This window comes from Bacteroides sp. GD17, assembly GCF_038448625.1.
In the GTDB taxonomy this organism is placed as follows: domain Bacteria; phylum Bacteroidota; class Bacteroidia; order Bacteroidales; family Bacteroidaceae; genus Bacteroides.
The window spans coordinates 114,091-133,703 of sequence record NZ_JBCEZS010000011.1 but is presented as its reverse complement, the minus strand read 5'-3'; the positions used below and the strand labels follow the sequence as shown (position 1 = coordinate 133,703).

The 19,613-nt window shown below is 45.9% G+C and carries 15 protein-coding genes; 6 read left to right on the top strand and 9 right to left on the bottom strand.

Annotation, left to right across the window (positions count from 1 at the left end):
* Positions 1-8: 8 nt before the first annotated feature.
* The 6 genes from AAE250_RS16700 to AAE250_RS16675 form a co-directional block, all read right to left on the bottom strand.
* Complete coding sequence (locus tag AAE250_RS16700) at positions 9-557, bottom strand: hypothetical protein (RefSeq protein WP_294595673.1); 549 nt, start codon at positions 555-557, stop codon at positions 9-11.
* A 158-nt stretch (positions 558-715) separates the two neighbouring features.
* Positions 716-1,876, bottom strand: a complete 1,161-nt coding sequence (locus AAE250_RS16695; RefSeq protein ID WP_294595671.1) for a clostripain-related cysteine peptidase — start codon at positions 1,874-1,876, stop codon at positions 716-718.
* Between the two features lie 25 nt (positions 1,877-1,901).
* The gene (locus tag AAE250_RS16690) at positions 1,902-5,555 is read right to left on the bottom strand and encodes a hypothetical protein (protein ID WP_294595669.1); all 3,654 of its coding nucleotides are present in this window, start codon (positions 5,553-5,555) and stop codon (positions 1,902-1,904) included.
* Between the two features lie 24 nt (positions 5,556-5,579).
* Positions 5,580-6,482 carry a FimB/Mfa2 family fimbrial subunit gene (locus tag AAE250_RS16685; RefSeq protein ID WP_294595667.1) on the bottom strand — a complete coding sequence of 301 codons (903 nt, stop codon included), beginning with the start codon at positions 6,480-6,482 and terminating at the stop codon, positions 5,580-5,582.
* Positions 6,483-6,577: 95 nt separating this feature from the next.
* Positions 6,578-7,951, bottom strand: coding sequence for an Mfa1 family fimbria major subunit (locus tag AAE250_RS16680; protein ID WP_294595665.1), 1,374 nt, complete (start codon positions 7,949-7,951; stop codon positions 6,578-6,580).
* Between the two features lie 57 nt (positions 7,952-8,008).
* Positions 8,009-8,602: a DUF3575 domain-containing protein gene (locus AAE250_RS16675; RefSeq protein WP_294595663.1), complete on the bottom strand. Its 594-nt coding sequence runs from the start codon at positions 8,600-8,602 to the stop codon at positions 8,009-8,011.
* A 286-nt stretch (positions 8,603-8,888) separates the two neighbouring features.
* Between AAE250_RS16675 and AAE250_RS16670 the strand changes: the two genes are divergently transcribed.
* Positions 8,889-9,779, top strand: a complete 891-nt coding sequence (locus AAE250_RS16670) for a helix-turn-helix transcriptional regulator (protein ID WP_294595661.1) — start codon at positions 8,889-8,891, stop codon at positions 9,777-9,779.
* A gap of 301 nt (positions 9,780-10,080) precedes the next feature.
* On the opposite strand, the gene AAE250_RS16665 is transcribed toward AAE250_RS16670, so the two are convergent.
* On the bottom strand, positions 10,081-11,397 hold the full coding sequence (locus AAE250_RS16665) for a tyrosine-type recombinase/integrase (protein ID WP_294595659.1): 1,317 nt from the start codon (positions 11,395-11,397) through the stop codon (positions 10,081-10,083).
* A gap of 227 nt (positions 11,398-11,624) precedes the next feature.
* Here AAE250_RS16665 and radA point away from each other — a divergent pair, with 227 nt between their 5' ends.
* The 5 genes from radA to AAE250_RS16640 all read left to right on the top strand — a co-directional run bounded on the left by radA (position 11,625) and on the right by AAE250_RS16640 (position 19,038).
* Positions 11,625-12,992, top strand: coding sequence for a DNA repair protein RadA (gene radA / locus AAE250_RS16660; RefSeq protein WP_294595657.1), 1,368 nt, complete (start codon positions 11,625-11,627; stop codon positions 12,990-12,992).
* Between the two features lie 170 nt (positions 12,993-13,162).
* Complete coding sequence (locus AAE250_RS16655) at positions 13,163-13,807, top strand: mannan-binding protein (protein WP_294595655.1); 645 nt, start codon at positions 13,163-13,165, stop codon at positions 13,805-13,807.
* Positions 13,808-13,941: 134 nt separating this feature from the next.
* The gene (locus AAE250_RS16650) at positions 13,942-15,501 is read left to right on the top strand and encodes an FAD-dependent protein (protein ID WP_294595653.1); all 1,560 of its coding nucleotides are present in this window, start codon (positions 13,942-13,944) and stop codon (positions 15,499-15,501) included.
* A 370-nt stretch (positions 15,502-15,871) separates the two neighbouring features.
* Positions 15,872-16,483, top strand: a complete 612-nt coding sequence (locus tag AAE250_RS16645) for a response regulator transcription factor (RefSeq protein ID WP_294595978.1) — start codon at positions 15,872-15,874, stop codon at positions 16,481-16,483.
* Positions 16,484-16,581: 98 nt separating this feature from the next.
* Complete coding sequence (locus AAE250_RS16640; RefSeq protein ID WP_294595651.1) at positions 16,582-19,038, top strand: TonB-dependent receptor; 2,457 nt, start codon at positions 16,582-16,584, stop codon at positions 19,036-19,038.
* A gap of 67 nt (positions 19,039-19,105) precedes the next feature.
* Here AAE250_RS16640 and AAE250_RS16635 read toward each other — a convergent pair whose 3' ends face one another.
* Both AAE250_RS16635 and AAE250_RS16630 read right to left on the bottom strand, forming a co-directional pair.
* On the bottom strand, positions 19,106-19,381 hold the full coding sequence (locus AAE250_RS16635; protein WP_294595650.1) for a type II toxin-antitoxin system RelE/ParE family toxin: 276 nt from the start codon (positions 19,379-19,381) through the stop codon (positions 19,106-19,108).
* Positions 19,378-19,587 carry a hypothetical protein gene (locus AAE250_RS16630; RefSeq protein WP_294595648.1) on the bottom strand — a complete coding sequence of 70 codons (210 nt, stop codon included), beginning with the start codon at positions 19,585-19,587 and terminating at the stop codon, positions 19,378-19,380. The genes AAE250_RS16635 and AAE250_RS16630 overlap by 4 nt, the downstream gene beginning before the upstream one ends.
* Positions 19,588-19,613: the final 26 nt, after the last annotated feature.

Sequence of the window (19,613 nt, the reverse complement as noted above, 5' to 3'; positions counted from 1 at the left end):
GCTTTGTATTATTTTGATGCAGTCAGCATGGGAAACAGCAACGATACCAATTCCTCCGGAGTGTATAAAACGCGCAAAATGATGAACACGGTATCGTAAATATCCGGATATTGGTACTCATTGCAAGTATAGGTGGCAAAGTTATATAGAATCTTATCCAGTTTATCCCGGATTGGGAGAGCGGTTACAGTTGGTATGCTCCTACACGGGATATCCTTCAGTTTTTCAACAAAGTCCCGATTGCTTGCGCTGGTTAATCCGGTACAGGTGACAATGGAATAGCAGGACTTTGTAAACGATGCGCAGCTTATCGGACATCCCGGTGGAAGCAGCGAGAAATGCCCACCTTGCAACAGGTATTTTTCAGAACTTTCACAATTCATAAAGGCCTTGCCTTCCATCAGGAAAAACAGACGGTAGTCGCTACTGCTTTCCAAGTCTTCGACACGCCCTTTCGGCAATTCGTTATACAATACACCTTTCCTTGTTTCCCGGCAACTTTGGAATCGGGGCAATAACTGCTGAATCAACCAAGCGGTTTCACTATTATCCATCATATCTGTTTTTATTAGTTCAACACTTCCTTAAAAATGCTTATAGCCTGTGAGAATCAAAGTTCCGACCAGGTACAATGAGCCAATGCACATAGCCAGCAACAACGACCAAACTCCGATGAAATCCCACCGGTATTTATTTAATATGTGTTTTATTGTTTTCATTCTTTCATTATTGCTTTATACCATCTCAGTTTTTTATAGGCTTCGTTCAGGCGAGCATATCTTTGCTGCGGGACATAAGTTGTCAGACCACAATGTGCCCGCACCTTGAATCCTCCATAGCCAGGCATGAAGTCTGCCGTTGCCGTTTTCCACTTTACACAATTACCGATAGCTGTTCTTATTACGGTTTGTTCTTCGGACGCCACTACATAGCAATCTTCCAAATCGAAGAACAACATACCGCTACCTCTATCGAAGGTCTGAATGCCGGCTCCATTATCAGGAAAAGAGAGAGTAGATTCCCGGACAACAGAGACAAGGGCATCCAGCTCTTCTGTATCAATCAAGCTCAAAGTCAGCGAAGAATAGTCACCCGGGCGAGTCGCATAATCGTTTTTAATCACCCGGCAGAACCCTTGGAGATCTGCCTCCCGCTGATAGAGTAAAGGCAAAGCCTCAGCATAGCAACGGGCAAAACCCGGCGATACGATTTCAGCCGAAGAGGCAACGATAAAGCGAGTCTTATCCTTCAACTCATAGGCCACTTCAACGCCTGCCATATAGCAAGCTTCAAAGATTATAAAGTCAAACATACCATCGGGAATGGCAGCCGCAAAAGCAGGTATTTCCATTTCGGAATTACCGTCTTTTATCACCGAACGCACATCTGCATGTCCCGAATAGCCTACAGGATTTTCATAAGCACCTTCGGGAAGCCAGCCCGTAGCATGAGAGAACAATATCAGACCATACGAAGAAGACGGGTAGCGTTCTCTTACTTCGGACAACACGGATGTGAAGACTTCCACATCGGCAGAGTTGCTTTCTTCATACTCCCGTAGAGGTTTCAATATGTTGACGCCCGATGCAGCAGTAACTTCCAATAGTTGCGGCGGTCCATCTTTCATATCTGCATATATCACTATCCGGCAATGCGGAGAGAGGGGTGCAGATCTAATTATATCCATTTTGGCTTTTACTTCCATTGTCAGATTATTATCACCGCCCATATAAAAGAGAACTGTTCGTACGGGTACAAGCTGCCGATCATATCGTTCCTTTTCACATCCGCAGAGCAACAGAAAGAACAATAGAGGGAGTACTCCCGCCCGAAGGCGGGAGATACACTCAACAGTATTCTTCTTTCTTTTCATCATTGAAACGTTGCTTTACTCTATTATTCTATTGTGCCCGTACGCAGCGAACCCACTGCTTGCTTGTTTTTTCGAGATACATAGTCGCCCCATTACCTACACCAAGTGCATACTTTGCATCATATTCTTTTGTCGACCAGTAATAAGTATTCCACAGTCCCAATACAGTGAAGTACTTTGTGAACATTTCTGTCACTTCTGCATCTGTTGGAAGCCTCCATGTCCCTGCTGGGAATCCCGATTCGGAATATGCTCCGCAGCCAGTAGCAGTCGTGGTAGGGGCATAAGTACTGGGATTCCCTCCCCATAGTACCGTATTAAATCCCGTTGAGATTCCCATTGCAGAAGCCCAATTGGCACTAGACGAGGAGATATCCGCTTTTGCAACCACACGGCCAGATGAAAGCACCACATTTCCCGCCGGCTGTGTATAGGTGGCGATAGTTGTCCAGGTTCCATTACGATTATATTGTATTTGTACCGCTCTACTGGAGGTAGTTGATGGATTGTTCGGTACTGTTACCGTTTGAGTACGACTTCCAGTAGTCCCGGCTGCCAAGGTAGTGATTACCGATCCGCTAATCTGAGCATTGCCCACAGCACAGCGCAGTTGGAGAGCCGGTGCATATCCATTTCCAGTTACAGTAACTTTGAAGCCACCTCCTATTGGTGTTCCCGCTGCAGTGAGAGTCGGAGCATACCCTGCTTGCGCTACAGCCGAGCCTACATAAGTCCAAGTTTTCGTTCCCGGATGATAATACTGCATTCTGACCGATCTCGCTGCCCACGTAGCATTGGCAGGGACAGAAAGGGTTACAGATCGGGCGCCGGATTCTCCGGCAGTTATCGTTCCTGTAGCAAGAGCTACATTGTTCGTTACGTCAAGAGCACGCACATAGTTGGTCATGGCCGGATATGCCCCTGTAAGTGCAACCGAAACATTTGTAGCAGCATAAGCCAATAAACTGGTAAGGCTGGTAGATGCCGCCGATATATAATACCCCGGCTGCGTTACATTGAACGTTCCTCCGCTCGTAGATATAGAGGAAGTATTAGGACCATATTTCACTGTTACAGTAATCGCCCTGTTTACCGCCACTGTAGTAGTTGACCAGATAGTGTTAGCAGGGATAGCAATATTAGCAGTTTTGGTACCATAGGCTGTCGGGCTTTGATTACCCGTAGCAGTCCCCGTAGCGGGAGTAGCATTCCATGCAGCATTAGTATTGACACTTACCGCAATGTTCTGTCCTGCGCGAACAGCACTTGTATTACCCGTGTTGAGTGCAAAGAATGTAGGGACAACTCTGGTAATCGTCAAATCTGCAGTAGCAGCAGTAGCAGGAGAATGATTTATAGTTGTAAACTTCGCCGTCGCCGAGAAAGAGCTTCCTGCTGCGGGAGTTCCTGCAGCAGCAGACCATGCTTTGGGTGTAAACGCCACATACCCGACAGTCGTAGAACTATAAGTGTGGCTACCCGAAGTTATACCTGCTGCAGGAGATGCAGCATCCACCACATTGGTCCAATCTCCTGAAGTTGCAAATGTCCATTCTGCATTCGAAGTCGCTGTTACACTCTGCGAAGCTGTAGAGGTAGTATTTCCAAAAGCAAGTGTACTCTTATCCAGCTTTATAGAAGGATTTGTATAGTTCTGGGTTATTACAATGTCCTGCCCCGCAAAGTCAGGGTCGGAAGAGGAAACCTTGAAAGTCGCATTACGGTAATCCCAAGTATTATTCTTAGTAAGATCGAATGTATAAATGGTTCCGGTGCCTTTATCATTATTCGCATTGCTCCAGTTACTCACCATTGATGTAGCATTATCATCCACACTGTAAATACGCCAGTCCGTATCGGAATCTACAGTAAAAGAAGTTGTTCCCCCTTCCGCAGAATAAGAAGACTGTTTCGTTACATTGAACAACAAGTCTGTGGCAAGTTGCACGACATTGATTTGCTTCGAAGCCAGCGTACCATTTGGCCCCGTTATATAAACCACAACAGAAGTATTCAAAGTTAGTCCCGAACTGTTTGCCACAGGTTGGAAAGTATAAGTCGTCATGTTTGGCAATGCACCAACAGGAAAACCAGTACTCGGAACCCAGGAAATAGGATGGGCACCCGGCACCTCAGTAAAATAGACTTCTGTACCACCGGGATAGGTCGTTACCTCAATAGACTTCGCATTACTGCCCGACTTACGGAAAACCAGCGAAGTCGGAGTCACTTCTATTGTCAGTTCAGGCGCTACCGTCTGAACCACCTTTATCTTCTGTTTAAATCTTCCGGCCGTTATATAGAAATACCCTTCACGGTCGGTCATGGGAACTGAATGTGAGGCAGCCTCCACCTGAATATCCACTCTATCGCCCGCCGCACCACTTTGCGGAGTGATGGTCAGCCAAGATGGCATATCAGCATTCTCTATAGTCCAGCCCAAAGGATAGTCAGTATACACCCTCATTTCTTGAGCACGCCCCTCACTATAGAAATAAAGGGAGTCCTTGTTTACAGTAAGTTGATACTGTCCGTCGAAAACAGAATTGTTCATACCTCCGTCATCCCATTCTACAACCTCGGCATCTATATTGAAAGATTTGGAATTGAAAGCCTTCTCAGGAGTATCGTATCCACTGCCTGTAACGCTTGTAATATTCATCACGTATTTATGGTTACGGAGTATATCACGGAAGTAAGTATCTGCCGTCTCCTTTTTCAGGAAATCCAGGCGGTAATAAGTTGTTTGTGTATCCGTACCATAAGTGCCGCCGACAACCACACAAGTAGCCTGCGATGACTCGTTCTCCGCCTTTCCCTTCGCTTCAAACAAATACATCGTTCTCTCGAACGCCGTGTTCATGGATGAGGGAACAGTATAAACGAGCGGATTGGTATTATTGATGCTCCCGGCAGGTTCGGTTGCCGCCTTCACTTTTGCCGTTGTTTCCAGATTAGCCGGATCCGGTACGATACGTCCCTGACTCTTGCTGTTATAGATATAGACCTCATCCAGCACAAAGTTATTGGCGTCGATTACGTCCTGATCCAAAACCACGTCAAAACGGGCAATAGCTCTCAGCAGTTTCACATCTGTTATTTGTGAAACTGCATCGGTAAGGGTTGTTGTCACTTCTCCCCACATGGGGAAAGAGTCGAAATCCTTGGCCGGATCGTTATCCTCTTTATCATTGTTGCCATTCCAACTGCCGGCATTCGAATAAACAAGCCTTGCCAGCAATTCGTCTTTATCGGCGCCTCCGGCTATCTCGCCCAGCCCCTCTACTTCCGACCGCACATTGGCAAGGATGACAAATGTCTGCGGAGTGCTGTTTTTCAGTAGCTTTACCGTAAACTGTTTCTTCGATTTCGTAGGGTTGCTGCCCTCTGCATCCTTTATGGTATGCCCCTGGGCACTATATTTGAAAGCCCAGCCCGAAGGTTTGGCGGCATCCTGTTCGAAGGCCAAAACATCAATCTCTTCGACGAGGTTTTCGTCAATTTCTGATATGGCACGCGTTTTAGGGGATGATGCAGGCATCTGGAACAATACTTGTACTTCAATCTCTTTACCCGTTACGGTAGCATTATCGCCATAGTTTTCATCCTCGGTGGAGCAGGAAGAAAAAATAGCGGTAGATAATACCAGCCAAAAGAGTAATTTCGTTTTAATCCTATTCATATCGTTTTATTTTATCTTATCTTTTTAATTCAATCCTATTTCTCCATCTCGCACCACCCACCAGCCATTAATGCTGACGGAAACATCCAGTCCGAATTTTAAGTGTATGTCGTAAACGTGGACAGTATCATAATCCGTAGTGGTTATTTCATTGATTAGAGTTACAAGGTTCGCACGGTATAATGTAGTGCCCCGTGTAACGTTGGTGATTTCAAATATGGGATCTCGTCCATCGGCCAGTTTAAGCACGTTAAGGCTGGCAGAGAGTTGCCCGGAAGTGTCCTTGTCGCACTGGGCAGTATATATCAAATCGCCGCATTCGGCGAAAGTATAGTCGAATTTATATGTACCGTTGTTATCGTAGATTCTCATACGGTAAGTGTCGTCGTTCGGCGACAGTCCTTCCGTGGTCAGGTTGACTGTATTGTAAACTTGTACCAACGGCAGGGAAATAATCTGATCTCGTTTATTGCCGACATGCTCCGAAACATGTGCATGAAAAATCGGTTGTACACCGTTCAGGACTTCATCTTCATAATCGAGATACAGCATGGCTTCGTTCAGCCTGGTTTGGGCTATCCTCATTTCCTGAGGGCCTATTTTATAATAAGTGGGAACACCGCACCACACAACAAAGGTATAGTCGCCCGAAGACAAATCATCCACTCTCATGTAGTATTCGGGAGATAAGGTCGGACTTTCATCCGTATATACGGCTTGCAAAACACCTTCGGCATCGAATACGAAAAGGTCTATTCTTTCTACTTCTGATTCATTGATACCCGTACGGGCATAGGTGGCCGGTTCATAGGTAAAATAGAGTTTCATCCCTGTAGGGCAGTCCGATAAATCTTCTTTGATACAACTCGTAAAGAGCAGTACAAGAAGAAAGATCCCCGACAGATATTTCCGTATATATAACTTCATTATTGAATAATTTATTTGGAGGTAAAAGATGGAAGCGGGGCGGATTCTCCCCGCTTCCATGCAATTGAGTTTATAGAATAGTTTAATGAGGGCTTTTACAAATCGTAATTATCCGATACTGCAAACCAAGGTTCTACCTCAACATCGACCATAATGGAAGTTGGTTCCGTCACAGCACCCTCATCTTTAGAGGCTCCGGGAGCCTTGATACTATTAATAACCATATCGTAGTAGTTATTACGCAGTACATCGAATTTAGCAGCCTTGGAACCTGCTATATTACCGTCTGCAATACCATTCTTATTAATGTAAGCACGGAAATAGCAAAGTCCACTTACATATTCATCACTCTTGACAGAACCCGAGTTAGCAGCTTGGAAGGTAGTTGCATCAGACTCAACATCAAAGTAATAAACAGATCCGTCGGACTTGACAACAGTCCAGAAGGATGTACCGGCAGCACCTGCACCTTTGTTTGTTCCGGTTGCATCACAGAAAAATTCAGGTGCATACTGGGCACGTACTGAAATATAAGTCAGGTTGCCACCGGCAGCATCGTAAGCCTGTGTCGTATTCTCAGGAGCATAAACAGCCTGGGCAGTAAGGGCCGTTTCACTGATGTCATCAACAGCATAGTATTCGCTGGAGGCGAGGGCATAATTGCTGATAGTGAAGAAATCACCGGCTGCAAAACTGCTCCAGTTAGGGTCTTGGACAACAATGTTAGGAGAAGTACCTACACGGTTTTGCAAAGGATAAATGCTCTTGTTCGCATTACCCAAAGCAAACTGAAGGTTAGTGAGTTCACCACCCTGACTGATGATCTTACCACTACCGTCACGTGCGATCTGCTCCCGTACCGTAATCTTGGCAACAAGACGTTTTACACTTACCGTAATTTTGTTCGCTGCCGGAGTAGTTCCCGGAGTGGTTTCGGCTATCAATGCTGCTGATTCTTCTTCAGCACTGAACATAGTAATACCATTGGAAGAAAGCTCTGTAGCACTTCCTAATGCATGAGTAAGGCCGGCAAGGTTTGTAAGAGGCGTATTAACCGAAGGCAAGGTACCACCGGAAGGGTAGTTCATTGCCACATATATTTTCTTATTACCAGTGGTAGTAGAAATCTTGCTGGCCTGCTTCAAAACGTAGGTGTCAGGGGTACCTGTAACCGGATCAAAGTCCGACACAGTAAGCGCTGCATTCTTCTCTAGAATATAGCTGCCCGGAGTGGATGTTTCAGCATAGATCAGTACATTAACCGTTTTCAACTCGATTTCATCATTGGTTGCGTTAGGGTCGGTGGAAGCGTAGGTTCGGGGAACACTCGGCGTAGTAATGGTCAGCTCCATTGCCGTAGGTTGCCCTTTAGGGGTAGCCTGACCGTTCAGATCATCTTCATTGTTACAGCTTGTTAAGCCCAAAGTGAGGGCGGCGAAAGCCATGGTCGCAAACTTAAATTTGTTCATCGTTTAACTTTTTAATTAGAAACTCTTGTTAATTAAATCACTTGTTATCATCTATTTTTATTTGATTACATATACAAGGGTAACAGCTGCTTTTGTCGGGCCGATATAGTGTTTATTCTCATTACCCTTAAAGTCACCGCATGTCTTGCACGAATAGCGCTTGTAGTCAAGATAAGCATAACCTGCACCGATGGACAATTCCAGGTTCCAATGGCGGCCGAGAAAGAACTGATACCCATAGGCAAGACCTGCACCCACAAGCCAGCCTTCAAAGCGGTTGTCCTTCATCCACCGCGTGCCGATGCCTCCTACATTATAATAAGCATAGTGTGCATGCAGACCGAAGAAGTGCCCGGCAAAAGGTTCTTTTACCCACCAGCGCAGCTCGGGTTGAAGCAAAATATGCTTCCACTTTTTATTATCACCAAATGAAAATGGATTGTAACTCAATGGAATATCCACTGTCAGCCGTTGTCCGACCTTAAACTCAGCACCCAGATTCAGACTGGTTGTAGCATCATAAAGCAGATTGCTTTTAACAGCCCATGACGAAGTGGGAGCTGTTAGTTCCTGGCCATTCAAATGAGGAACCAGCAATACACTAAAAAGAATAAAGGCACACAGCCTATATGTTACTTTACAGATTTTCATGTGATACATTCTTATCTTGGGTTTATTTACGGTTTCAATTCTGACACTTTATAAGTGTCAGAACGTCACCTGAGCGACACGCATAAAGACTGATTATCTGATAATTAAGCAGATTTCAGGATAGACAGAAAGAAGCTTGTCTAACATTTGTAGAACAGGCATACCGAATGAACAATCATTCTACCCCTATAAATTAAAGGAGAATCAAGTTGTTAGCATAAGGTTTGAGACAAAGGCCAAAACAAAAAAGTGGAACATTAGTAAAACAACTGAATAACAACATATTATGAAATTATCCCATGAATATGAGCATGAGCAATGCTTTCACTTCGAACGTTCAGCAAAACCTGCTATTGAGATGGTAAGAATTGCAGAAGGAGACAGCAGCAAACTGGAGATATCCAACAATGAAGTAGTCTTCTTTATGGAAGGACGGGTACGGTTTATCTTTGGAAATTTTCCGGACTATGAAGGCAAGAAGGGAGAGATACTCTTTTTGCCGGCCGGCGGACGCTATTCGTATACAGCCATCAACAACTCGTTACTGGTCATTTTCCGAATACGGGGACCTATTGTACTGTGCGATAATTATTCGGTGGAAAAGCTCTATGGAAGCAGAGAAAAGGGCATTACATATCTGCCGCACACACGACGGAGGTTCAGTGTGATGGATATAAATACCCGGATATGGCATTTCCTGGACGGAATTATAGACAGCCTGAACGACGGAGTAAAATGCAAAGTATACTTCGACCTCAAAATCAAAGAGTTCTTTATGCTTGTGCGCCTGTATTATACCAAAAAAGACATCTATGATTTTCTTTATCTGATACTTAGTGAAGACACTTCTTTCTCGGAATATGTACGGATGCGCTGGCATCGCTTCCGCAACGTAGAAGAAATGGCGGAATACATGCACCTCACTCCCAGGCAGTTCTCAGAGAGATTTAAAAAGATATTTGCCGCCACACCCTATAAATGGATGAAAGAAGAACGAACGAAAATCATCCGGCAGCAGCTCATATCCACAAACAAGCCGATTAAGCAGGTTGCTTTTGAAAACGGATTCAGCGACCTGCCGCAATTTACAAAGTTCTGCAAAAAAGAAATAGGAAAGACTCCGACAGATATCCGGGCAAGCCGAAATGCGTCGCCGGTAGGAATTGACAATAAATAAATGGTATTTGACAACGGCCACAAAGGATTTATGGCCTATTTTTGCCCCAGATTTCTGTTGTGTCAATAAAACATGTTCTGACACTTATAAAGTGTCAGATGGCAGTTTGCCTCATCCATGCTGATACAAAGGTAAGAAAAATTCGTTTCTATCCTCCCTGCCAGCCTATTTTTAACACAAAGAGGGCTACTTTCAGCAATCACAACAATTCTTTCTGCAGCATCACTATCCATCAAGATAAAACAGTCCTTTCCCGCAGAATTTACGGCGGGCGGAATCAAAAAATCAGATGAACATATTGCTATCCGGGCGAAACTCCGGCAGCGGCTTCACTGCCTGCCATAACCGGACGCAGGATAGCGGCTGTAACCCGTTCATTAGCGGCATCCAGAAGTGAATTATCCAACTGGTCCAGATAAATCAATGTTGTCCGTTCTGAAGTATGCCCCAGACATTCGCTGATTACACGCAAGGGGATATTTTCCTGCTTGCCTATATTAGCCCACGAATGCCGCGCCCAATGGGTACTCAGTGGCTTCTTTATCCCGGCAAGGGCCGCCAACTTCTTCAAACGGATATTCTGTGTACGCAATCCGTTCTCATATTGCAACCGTAGATTCTTCTCCATATCACGGATAATGGGAAAAACATAGGGTGTCTCTGCTGTTTCATCGGAGAAGCTACTGATGATATCGTTCATCTCAGTTGTCAGTTTCACCTCGATTTGTTGCCCCGTCTTTTTACGGACATACCTCAGGATACCACCACGGATATTATTTTTCTGCAAATAAGCCAAGTCAATAAAGCACATCCCCCTTGCATTAAAGCAGAATGCAAAATAACGTTGGGCATCATAGAGACTCTTCAGAGCTTCATATTCCCCGGTAAAGGGATTCTTCTCTTTTAAAAGTGCAGGAATATCAAAATCATGCAGTGCCCTTATCTCATCCAACGTAAGAGCGCGCTTCATTGTTTTCGTGACGCCCGTATATACTCCAGCAAAAGGCTTTCCGTCCGTTCGGTGAAGAATTCTCCGTTCAGAGACAGCCTTATTGTATATTGCCCGCAGATTGCGCATATAATAGGATATGGTGTTGGGCGAACGTCCGTTGTCACGAAGGAAAACTTCAAAATCCTTAATAAGGCAAGCGTTTATATGCTGCAAAGGTATATCCTCGCCTTTATTAAACCTCACAATACCGCGCGTAACGGTACGATAAGCACGGGCTGTCCGGTATTGCCCGTGCCTTTCCAACTCCCTGGCCAGGCGTTCGGTATATCCCGATAACTTATTCTCATCTTTCTTCTCCCGAAAAAGAGCGAGCACTTCTTCGACCGTATAACGTCCTTTTTTCTCCAATTCCGAAATAAAACCTGCCAGAAAATCTACTGCGTTCTTTAGTCTTGATTCCACTTCTTCCAGATAAGCCATCCGGTCGGGATCGTGGCGCGGATAAATGATTCTCTGTCTTTCTTTATCCCATTCTTCACAGAATACGTGGCAATCCGGCAGCGTAACCGTTTTGTTCCGACGCCGATGAATTACCCGCAGGGACAAACTTCCCGGATGCCGTCCTTTCTTAGTAGAAGGACGATACACTAAGTTCACACTTGTCATAAAACTTTTAAAATTAAAATTCTAACATGCAAAATTGCATTTTACTACAACACAAATTAAAGTATAGGGATGACTACTTCCTTACTTTTCTCACATTAAATGAAGGAATTGACAACTGAAATACACAAATTACCATTTGCAACCCAATAAAAAACTCTATGGAACGATGTGCCCGCTGCGATGAAAAATCGTACCTTTGGCCATCGTTACAATATGAATACCCGATTATGGCAAAAGAAAAAACAGTTTATGTATGTAGTAACTGCGGACAAGAATCACCCAAATGGGTAGGCAAATGCCCGTCGTGCGGAGAATGGAATACGTATGTAGAAGAAGTGGTACGGAAAGAAGTAGTAAACAAACGGCCGGTATCGGGTATAGAAACAACCAAAGCAAAGCCCATCACCCTGAATGAAATCATAGCCGATGACGAACCTCGTATCGACCTCCATGATGCCGAACTGAACCGGGTACTGGGCGGCGGACTGGTGCAAGGCTCCCTCGTACTGATTGGCGGTGAACCGGGTATCGGCAAATCAACTTTAGTCCTGCAGACGATACTCCGAATTCCCGAAAAACGAATACTCTATATTTCCGGTGAAGAGAGCACCCGCCAACTAAAACTTCGTGCCGACCGGCTGACGACCGCTTCCAGTGACTGCCTCATCGTCTGCGAGACTTCACTGGAACAGATTTATGTACACATCAAGAACACCCGGCCGGATCTTGTAATCATAGACTCCATACAGACTATTTCGACCGAAACGCTTGAATCGTCTCCCGGAAGCATTGCACAGGTGCGGGAGTGTTCCGCTTCCATCCTGCGCTTTGCCAAAGAGACGCATACAGCCGTCATACTGATCGGGCATATTAATAAGGAAGGAAGCATAGCCGGCCCTAAAGTCTTGGAGCATATTGTAGACACAGTGCTTCAGTTTGAAGGCGACCAGCATTATATGTACCGCATCCTCCGCAGCATCAAGAACCGCTTTGGAAGTACCGCAGAACTGGGTATCTACGAAATGCGCCAAAACGGACTACGGCAGGTAGACAATCCGTCCGAATTATTGCTGAGCCAGGATCACGAAGGGATGAGCGGAATAGCCATAGCCTCTGCCATAGAGGGAATAAGGCCCTTCCTCATCGAAACGCAGGCATTGGTCAGCAGTGCAGTATATGGCAATCCGCAACGCTCCGCTACCGGTTTTGATATACGGCGGATGAACATGCTGCTCGCCGTACTGGAAAAGCGCGTCGGCTTCAAACTGGCACAAAAAGATGTATTCCTTAATATAGCCGGAGGATTGAAGGTGAACGACCCTGCCATAGACTTGTCCGTTATCAGTGCTATCCTTTCCAGCAATATGGATACGGCCATAGAACCGGAAGTATGTATGGCAGGAGAAATCGGTCTGTCAGGAGAAATCCGCCCTGTAAACCGTATAGAGCAACGCATCGGAGAAGCGGAAAAGCTGGGCTTCAAACGGTTCATATTGCCTAAATATAACATGCAGGGGCTGAATACCAAGAAGATAAAGATTGAGCTGATACCTGTACGAAAGGTAGAAGAGGCGTTCAGAACACTATTCGGATAGGTATGTCCTGATTCGGAAGCTTGAAAATGTCGTTTACATGTTAATTTATACCGTTTAAAAACTTATTTGGTCGTCTGGAAAAAAGAGAATGTTTATCCATTTCCTTTCATTATGTTTGTAGAAGTTCCCCTCGAAAAGAGGATATTATTTAACTTAAAAATGAAGTAGATATGGAAAACCAAAATCCTAATGGCGGATGGACACCTGTTCGCCCGTTGACAGAAGAAGATCATCAAGTATTTAGACAAGCAACACAGAACTTGGTCGGTGTAAGATATTCCCCACATGGAGTATCAACTCAAGTTGTAGCCGGTACCAACTATCGTTTTGTTTGCCTTGCAGAACCAGTGACTGCACATGCAGAACGCTATCAAGCTGAAATGGTAATATTCAAGCCACTTCCCGGTAAAGGAGAAGTATATATTACAGAAATCATCCGTCTGCCTGAAAGAGAAGATACAAATCTGAACAAGGACTCATTTTGCATTTCGATACCTGCCGGTCCACTGTGGAGCCATGAAGATGCAAAAAAACGTGCTCCGTTTATTTGCGCCGCACACGGCGGCCGCTTCACCGGGAAATGGATTACTACCATTCCGGGCCGAATGAGTGTCGTGGAATGTGAATTGCCTTTTCCGCAAGCAGGTGAGGTTTCTTTCAAACTGGATGTTCCGGCAGGTCCGTTGTGGAACGACCAAGACGCAAAAGAAAAGTGTGAAGCTATTTGCGCTTCTTACGGTGGCAAATGGACAGGAAAGTGGGTAACGATTGTTCCCGGAAAAATGAGCGTTTGCGAATGCGAATTTAATTGGTAATTAGTTTTTTATATTCCTCCGGAGTTGATTATCCGGAGGAATATATTAATCGAATCCCCGAAAATCGAATCGATTATTAGAACATTTGCTGCCAATAACGTACCTTTGTATCTTCATGAAATAAAAGTCCGATAATGATACAAGAGTACCAAATACGTGTTTTGCCCGAAGTAGCGGCCAATGAACAACGTCTGAAAGAGTATCTCGTGCAAGAGAAAGGATTGAATGCACGGGAAATTACAGCTACACGCATCCTGAAGCGTAGCATAGATGCCCGCCAAAGAACCATCTTCATCAACCTCACCGTACGGGCATACCTGAATGAAATGCCTGAAGATGACGAATACCAACATACCGAATATAATAATGTGGAAGGCAAGCCGCAAGTCATCATTGTAGGCGCCGGTCCCGGAGGACTCTTTGCCGGATTGCGGCTGATAGAACTCGGACTGCGTCCCGTCATTGTGGAACGCGGCAAAGACGTGCGCGAACGTAAGAAAGACCTCGCACTAATAGGACGGCAGCAAACGGTCAATCCGGAATCCAATTACAGCTTTGGCGAAGGAGGTGCAGGAGCCTATTCGGACGGGAAGCTTTATACCCGCAGCAAGAAGCGGGGTAATGTAGACAAGATCCTGAATGTATTCTGCCAGCATGGTGCTTCCACTTCCATATTAGTGGATGCACATCCCCATATCGGTACGGATAAACTGCCGCGCGTCATCGAGAATATGCGGAATACCATCATCAACTGTGGTGGGGAAGTTCATTTTGAAACACGCATGGATGCCTTGATTATAGAAGAAGATGAAGTAAAGGGCATCGAAACCAATACGGGAAAAACAATTTTAGGTCCGGTAATACTTGCCACCGGACACTCTGCCAGGGATGTATACCGCTGGCTCGCTGCCAACCAGGTTGAAATAGAAGCCAAAGGCATCGCCGTAGGCGTGCGTCTGGAACATCCCGCCGAATTAATAGATCAGATTCAATACCACAACCGGAACGGACGGGGCAAATACCTGCCTGCCGCCGAATATAGCTTTGTAAATCAGGTAGACGGACGGGGAGTATACAGTTTCTGTATGTGCCCGGGCGGCTTTGTTGTACCCGCAGCCAGCGGACCGCAACAAATCGTAGTCAACGGCATGAGCCCCAGTAACCGCGGTTCCCGTTGGAGCAATTCGGGAATGGTAGTGGAACTGCGCCCGGAAGACTTGGAACAATGGACAATGGATAATGGACAATTGAAAATGATGTATTTCCAAGAGCATTTGGAACGCCTCTGCTGGCAACAGGGCAACATGAAGCAGACGGCACCTGCACAGCGGATGGCAGACTTCACCAAGAAGAAGTTGAGCTACGACCTACCCGAAAGTTCCTACGCTCCCGGCCTGGTGTCTTCTCCCCTGCACTTCTGGATGCCGGCTTTCATTACAGAACGATTAAGCAAAGGATTCCAGATGTTTGGCAAATACAGCCATGGCTTCCTGACCAACGAAGCAGTGATGATTGGAGTGGAAACCCGGACATCGGCACCCGTACGCATCATCCGGGACAAGGAAACGCTGCAACACATCCGTGTGAAGGGACTGTTCCCTTGCGGCGAAGGAGCCGGATATGCCGGAGGCATTGTTTCTGCCGGAGTTGACGGAGAGCGATGTGCAGAAGCAGCTAAAGCCTTTTTGGATTGAATATAGGGTATTATAGGAGCAGCCCCTGCTTCTTTTCGCCAAGCACATTATTCCCTTTTCTCTTCCACACTATTCCCTCTCTTCTGTAACACTATTCCTTATGCTGCACAAGATGCCATCTTATGCTGTTCAAGATGCCATCTTGTGCAGCTCAAGATGGCATCTTGTGCATCGTATCCTTACGGGCTTCAATGATTAGGGGATAATGTGCACGCTGTCGGGAGTAAGTGTTTTCCCCGTCGGCTCCCTTGATGGATAGGAAGCAGAAAATTTGTTCTACAGAATTAGGGTAAATTCGATGCGTAAGCATTATCTTTGCAAAGAATCTAAAAACAGAAGAAGCCGGATGCCACATACGGAAACGCCTCACATGATATCCCCGGAAATAGCAATCGTCAACCCCGATACCCTGTCGTGCCTGGGGCTGCAGAGCCTGCTGGAAGAAATCATTCCGATGGCTACCATCCGTTCTTTCCATTCCTTCGGCGAACTGATGGACGACACGCCCGATATGTACGCTCACTACTTCATCTCTTCACAAATCTATTTCGAGCACACGGCTTTCTTTCTGAAGCGCAAGCCTAAAACGATTATACTGGCAGGTGGGGAAACATTGCCCCAATTGTCGGGAATGCCAACTCTGAACATTTATCAGGATGAGAAGAATCTGGTAAAAAGCATTCTGCAACTACATCAATACGGGCATCAGAACAGACAGCACGGAAAACAGATGCCTGCGGGTCATCCGGACATTGCCCCGAATGCGACCAGTGAGCACGACCTTTCCGCCCGGGAAATAGAAGTGCTGGTGCTGATTACCAAAGGACTTATCAACAAAGAAATAGCAGACAAACTGAATATCAGCCTGACCACCGTCATCTCACACCGCAAGAATATTACAGAGAAGCTGGGCATCAAGTCCGTTTCCGGGCTGACAATCTATGCTGTAATGCACGGATATATAGAGGCAGACCGGATATAGTCTGCAATATAACTGCTGATTCGCATAATATCCTAATAAATGAGGATTGTATACCCCGTAGATTTGCCGTTACTTTGCAGGCAAAATAAAAACAGATTATGAACAGACATAAATTTTTCATCTTAGCCTTAACTTTTTTAGCTGCCGGTAATGCTTTGGCAGAAGAAGTGGACACGCTGAAAGTAGTGGACGTAGAAGAAATCCTCGTCATCGCAGCACCCAAAGAGAACCGCAAATTACGCGAGCAGCCCACCGCCGTCACCTTGCTTTCACAACAGGACATGCAGAATGCCCAAGTAAACTCCATCAAAAACCTCACAGCGGTTGTCCCCAATATGTTCATCCCCGATTATGGTTCGCGGCTTACTTCTGCCGTATATATCCGCGGTATCGGTTCGCGTATCAACACCCCTTCCGTAGGACTGTATGTGGACAATATACCTTATATAGACAAGTCTGCTTTTGACTTCAGCTATGCAGACGTTGAACGTATCGACGTACTTCGCGGCCCGCAAGGTACACTATACGGACGCAATGCCATGGGAGGTCTTATCAAAATCCACACAAAGTCTCCTTTTACTTACCAAGGAACAGACTTCCGCATGGGGGCCGGCACACACAATGCCTATAACGCCTCGCTCACCCACTACCATCGGATCACCGATCGCTTTGCCTTTTCCGCCGGAGGATTCTATGATTATCAGGGAGGATTCTTCCGCAACGTAGTGAGAAATGAAAAAGCCGACAAAGGACAAGCCGGAGGCGGCCGATTCCGTGCCATCTACCTGCCCTCCGAGAATTGGAAAGTAGATATAAACGTCAACTATGAATATAGCGATCAGGGAGGTTACCCCTACTTCTATATGGGCAGCCTGGACGCTTCCAAGCAGAAAGAAGAGCTGAAACCTTTCATCGGAAAGATATCCAACAATGCGGAGAACAACTACTACCGCAACCTGCTGAACACAGGTATAAATATGGAATACCAGGCACAGAAGTTTACCTTAAGCATGGTCACCGGTTATCAGTATCTGAAAGACCGCATGGACATCGACCAGGATTTTACAGCCGAGAACATCTACACACTGGCACAGAAGCAACGTTCGCATGCTCTGAGTGAAGAGATCATCCTGAAAAGCAAAGATAATCGCCGCTGGCAGTGGACAACAGGTGCTTTCGGCTTCTACCAATGGCTGAAAACGGATGCTCCCGTCACTTTCAAGGAAGGCGGCATGAGCATGATGGACCAGATGCTGGGCAGCGTAATTCCATCAAAAATTGAGGTCGGCATGGGACCGTCCATGAGTATGAATATTCTTCCCTCATTGAAGATCACAGACCAAATCATGCCGATAGGCGGGAACTTCAGCACGCCGTTGCTCAACGGGGCGTTGTTCCACCAATCTACCTTCAGAGAATTGTTTGGCCTGAAAGGGTTGTCGTTCACTGCCGGATTGCGGTTGGACTACGAATGGATGAAGATGAATTATAACTCCGGCACGGATATGAACTATACGGTAGGCATCAAAGGAGAAATGATGCAGGGAGGACAAGTCATCAGAGAAATAGAGATGATGCCCGAAACAGCATTGACTGTAGAATCCCGTTACAAAGGCAACATTCATAAAGATTACCTGCAACTGCTGCCTAAGTTTGCCCTGCAATACGACTTCGACAAGAATATGGGCAATGTGTATGTAACAGTCAGCAAGGGCTATCGTTCGGGAGGTTACAATGTGCAGATGTTTTCGGATTTACTCCAGTCGAGCTTGAGAAACGACATGATGAAGCAGAGTAAGGATGAAATTATGGCTCATGTGCCGGATGCATACAAGAAGCTGTTCGAGGAGAATTTCCCCAATGCCGGAGAAAACCCCGATGCCAAAGCTTCCACAATCTACAAGCCGGAACAAACATGGAACTATGAAGTAGGGACTCACTTGAATCTTTTCGACGGACGCCTCCGCACCGATGCCGCCCTTTTCTGGCTGGAGACACGCGACCAGCAAATTTCCCGCTTCGCCCCTACCGGATTAGGACGCGAAACCGCCAATGCCGGGAAAAGCCGTAGCCAGGGAGCTGAGATTACATTGACTGCCGCAGTCACCACCAATCTTACGCTGAGTGCCTGCTATGGTTATACTTATGCCACCTTCAAAGACTATGTGACTAATGAAAAAGTAAACGGTCAGCTCCAGGAAATCAGTTACAATGGGAAATATGTACCGTTTGTACCGAAGCATACCTTCAACATAGGCGGACAATATATCTTCCGCATCAACCCGGGGCACATACTCGACCGCATCCAACTGAATGCCAACTACACCGGTGCAGGACGCATCTACTGGACAGAGCAGAACACCGTCAGCCAAGCCCTCTACGGAACTTTGAACGGTCGTGTCAGCTTCCAGAAAGGAAATGGTCAAATCGATTTCTGGGTACGCAATGCACTGGATAAGGACTATGCCTCCTTCTACTTCGAAAGCATGGGGAACGGATTCATGCAGAAAGGGCGCCCGGTGCAGGCTGGGATAGAGTTGCGCTGCAGGTTCTAAGAGAAGAAAGATTGCCCCACCCCTCTGAACGGCAGAGTGATGGGGCAATTTAGTTTTTATTTACTGTTCAGAATAAATCAGCATGAGTACCGGTATCAATCAATGTAAGAACTAAACGACCATCATCCTGCAACCAAACCAATAGCCAATCCGATTGCAAATGACACTCCCAATACCCTTCGTATTGCCCTGAAAGCTTATGAGGTCTATATTCGGCAGGCAAAGTTCCCGAATCGGACAATACCTGCATTGCTTTCTCCAAAACAGCAGGATTTAATCCTCGCTTTAAGCATTTCTTAAACGAACGTTTGAACTTCGTAGTATATTCAATTTCGTATTTCATGCCATCAGTTGCTTCATCAAGTCATCTACATCCTTAGCTTGATGTACATGCCCTGCTTTATAGTCTTCAATGGCTTCATCCAATCCAGAGCTACACTTATCCGGAGTCCTGACCAGCCATCCCATTTTCTTTGCCAACTCCTTGAAAAGTCGCATATCAGCCTTGGGGATATCGAGGCTTACGGTTTGTAAAGTTGCAGAATCCATCTTCGTATATCTTTATGTGTTAATTA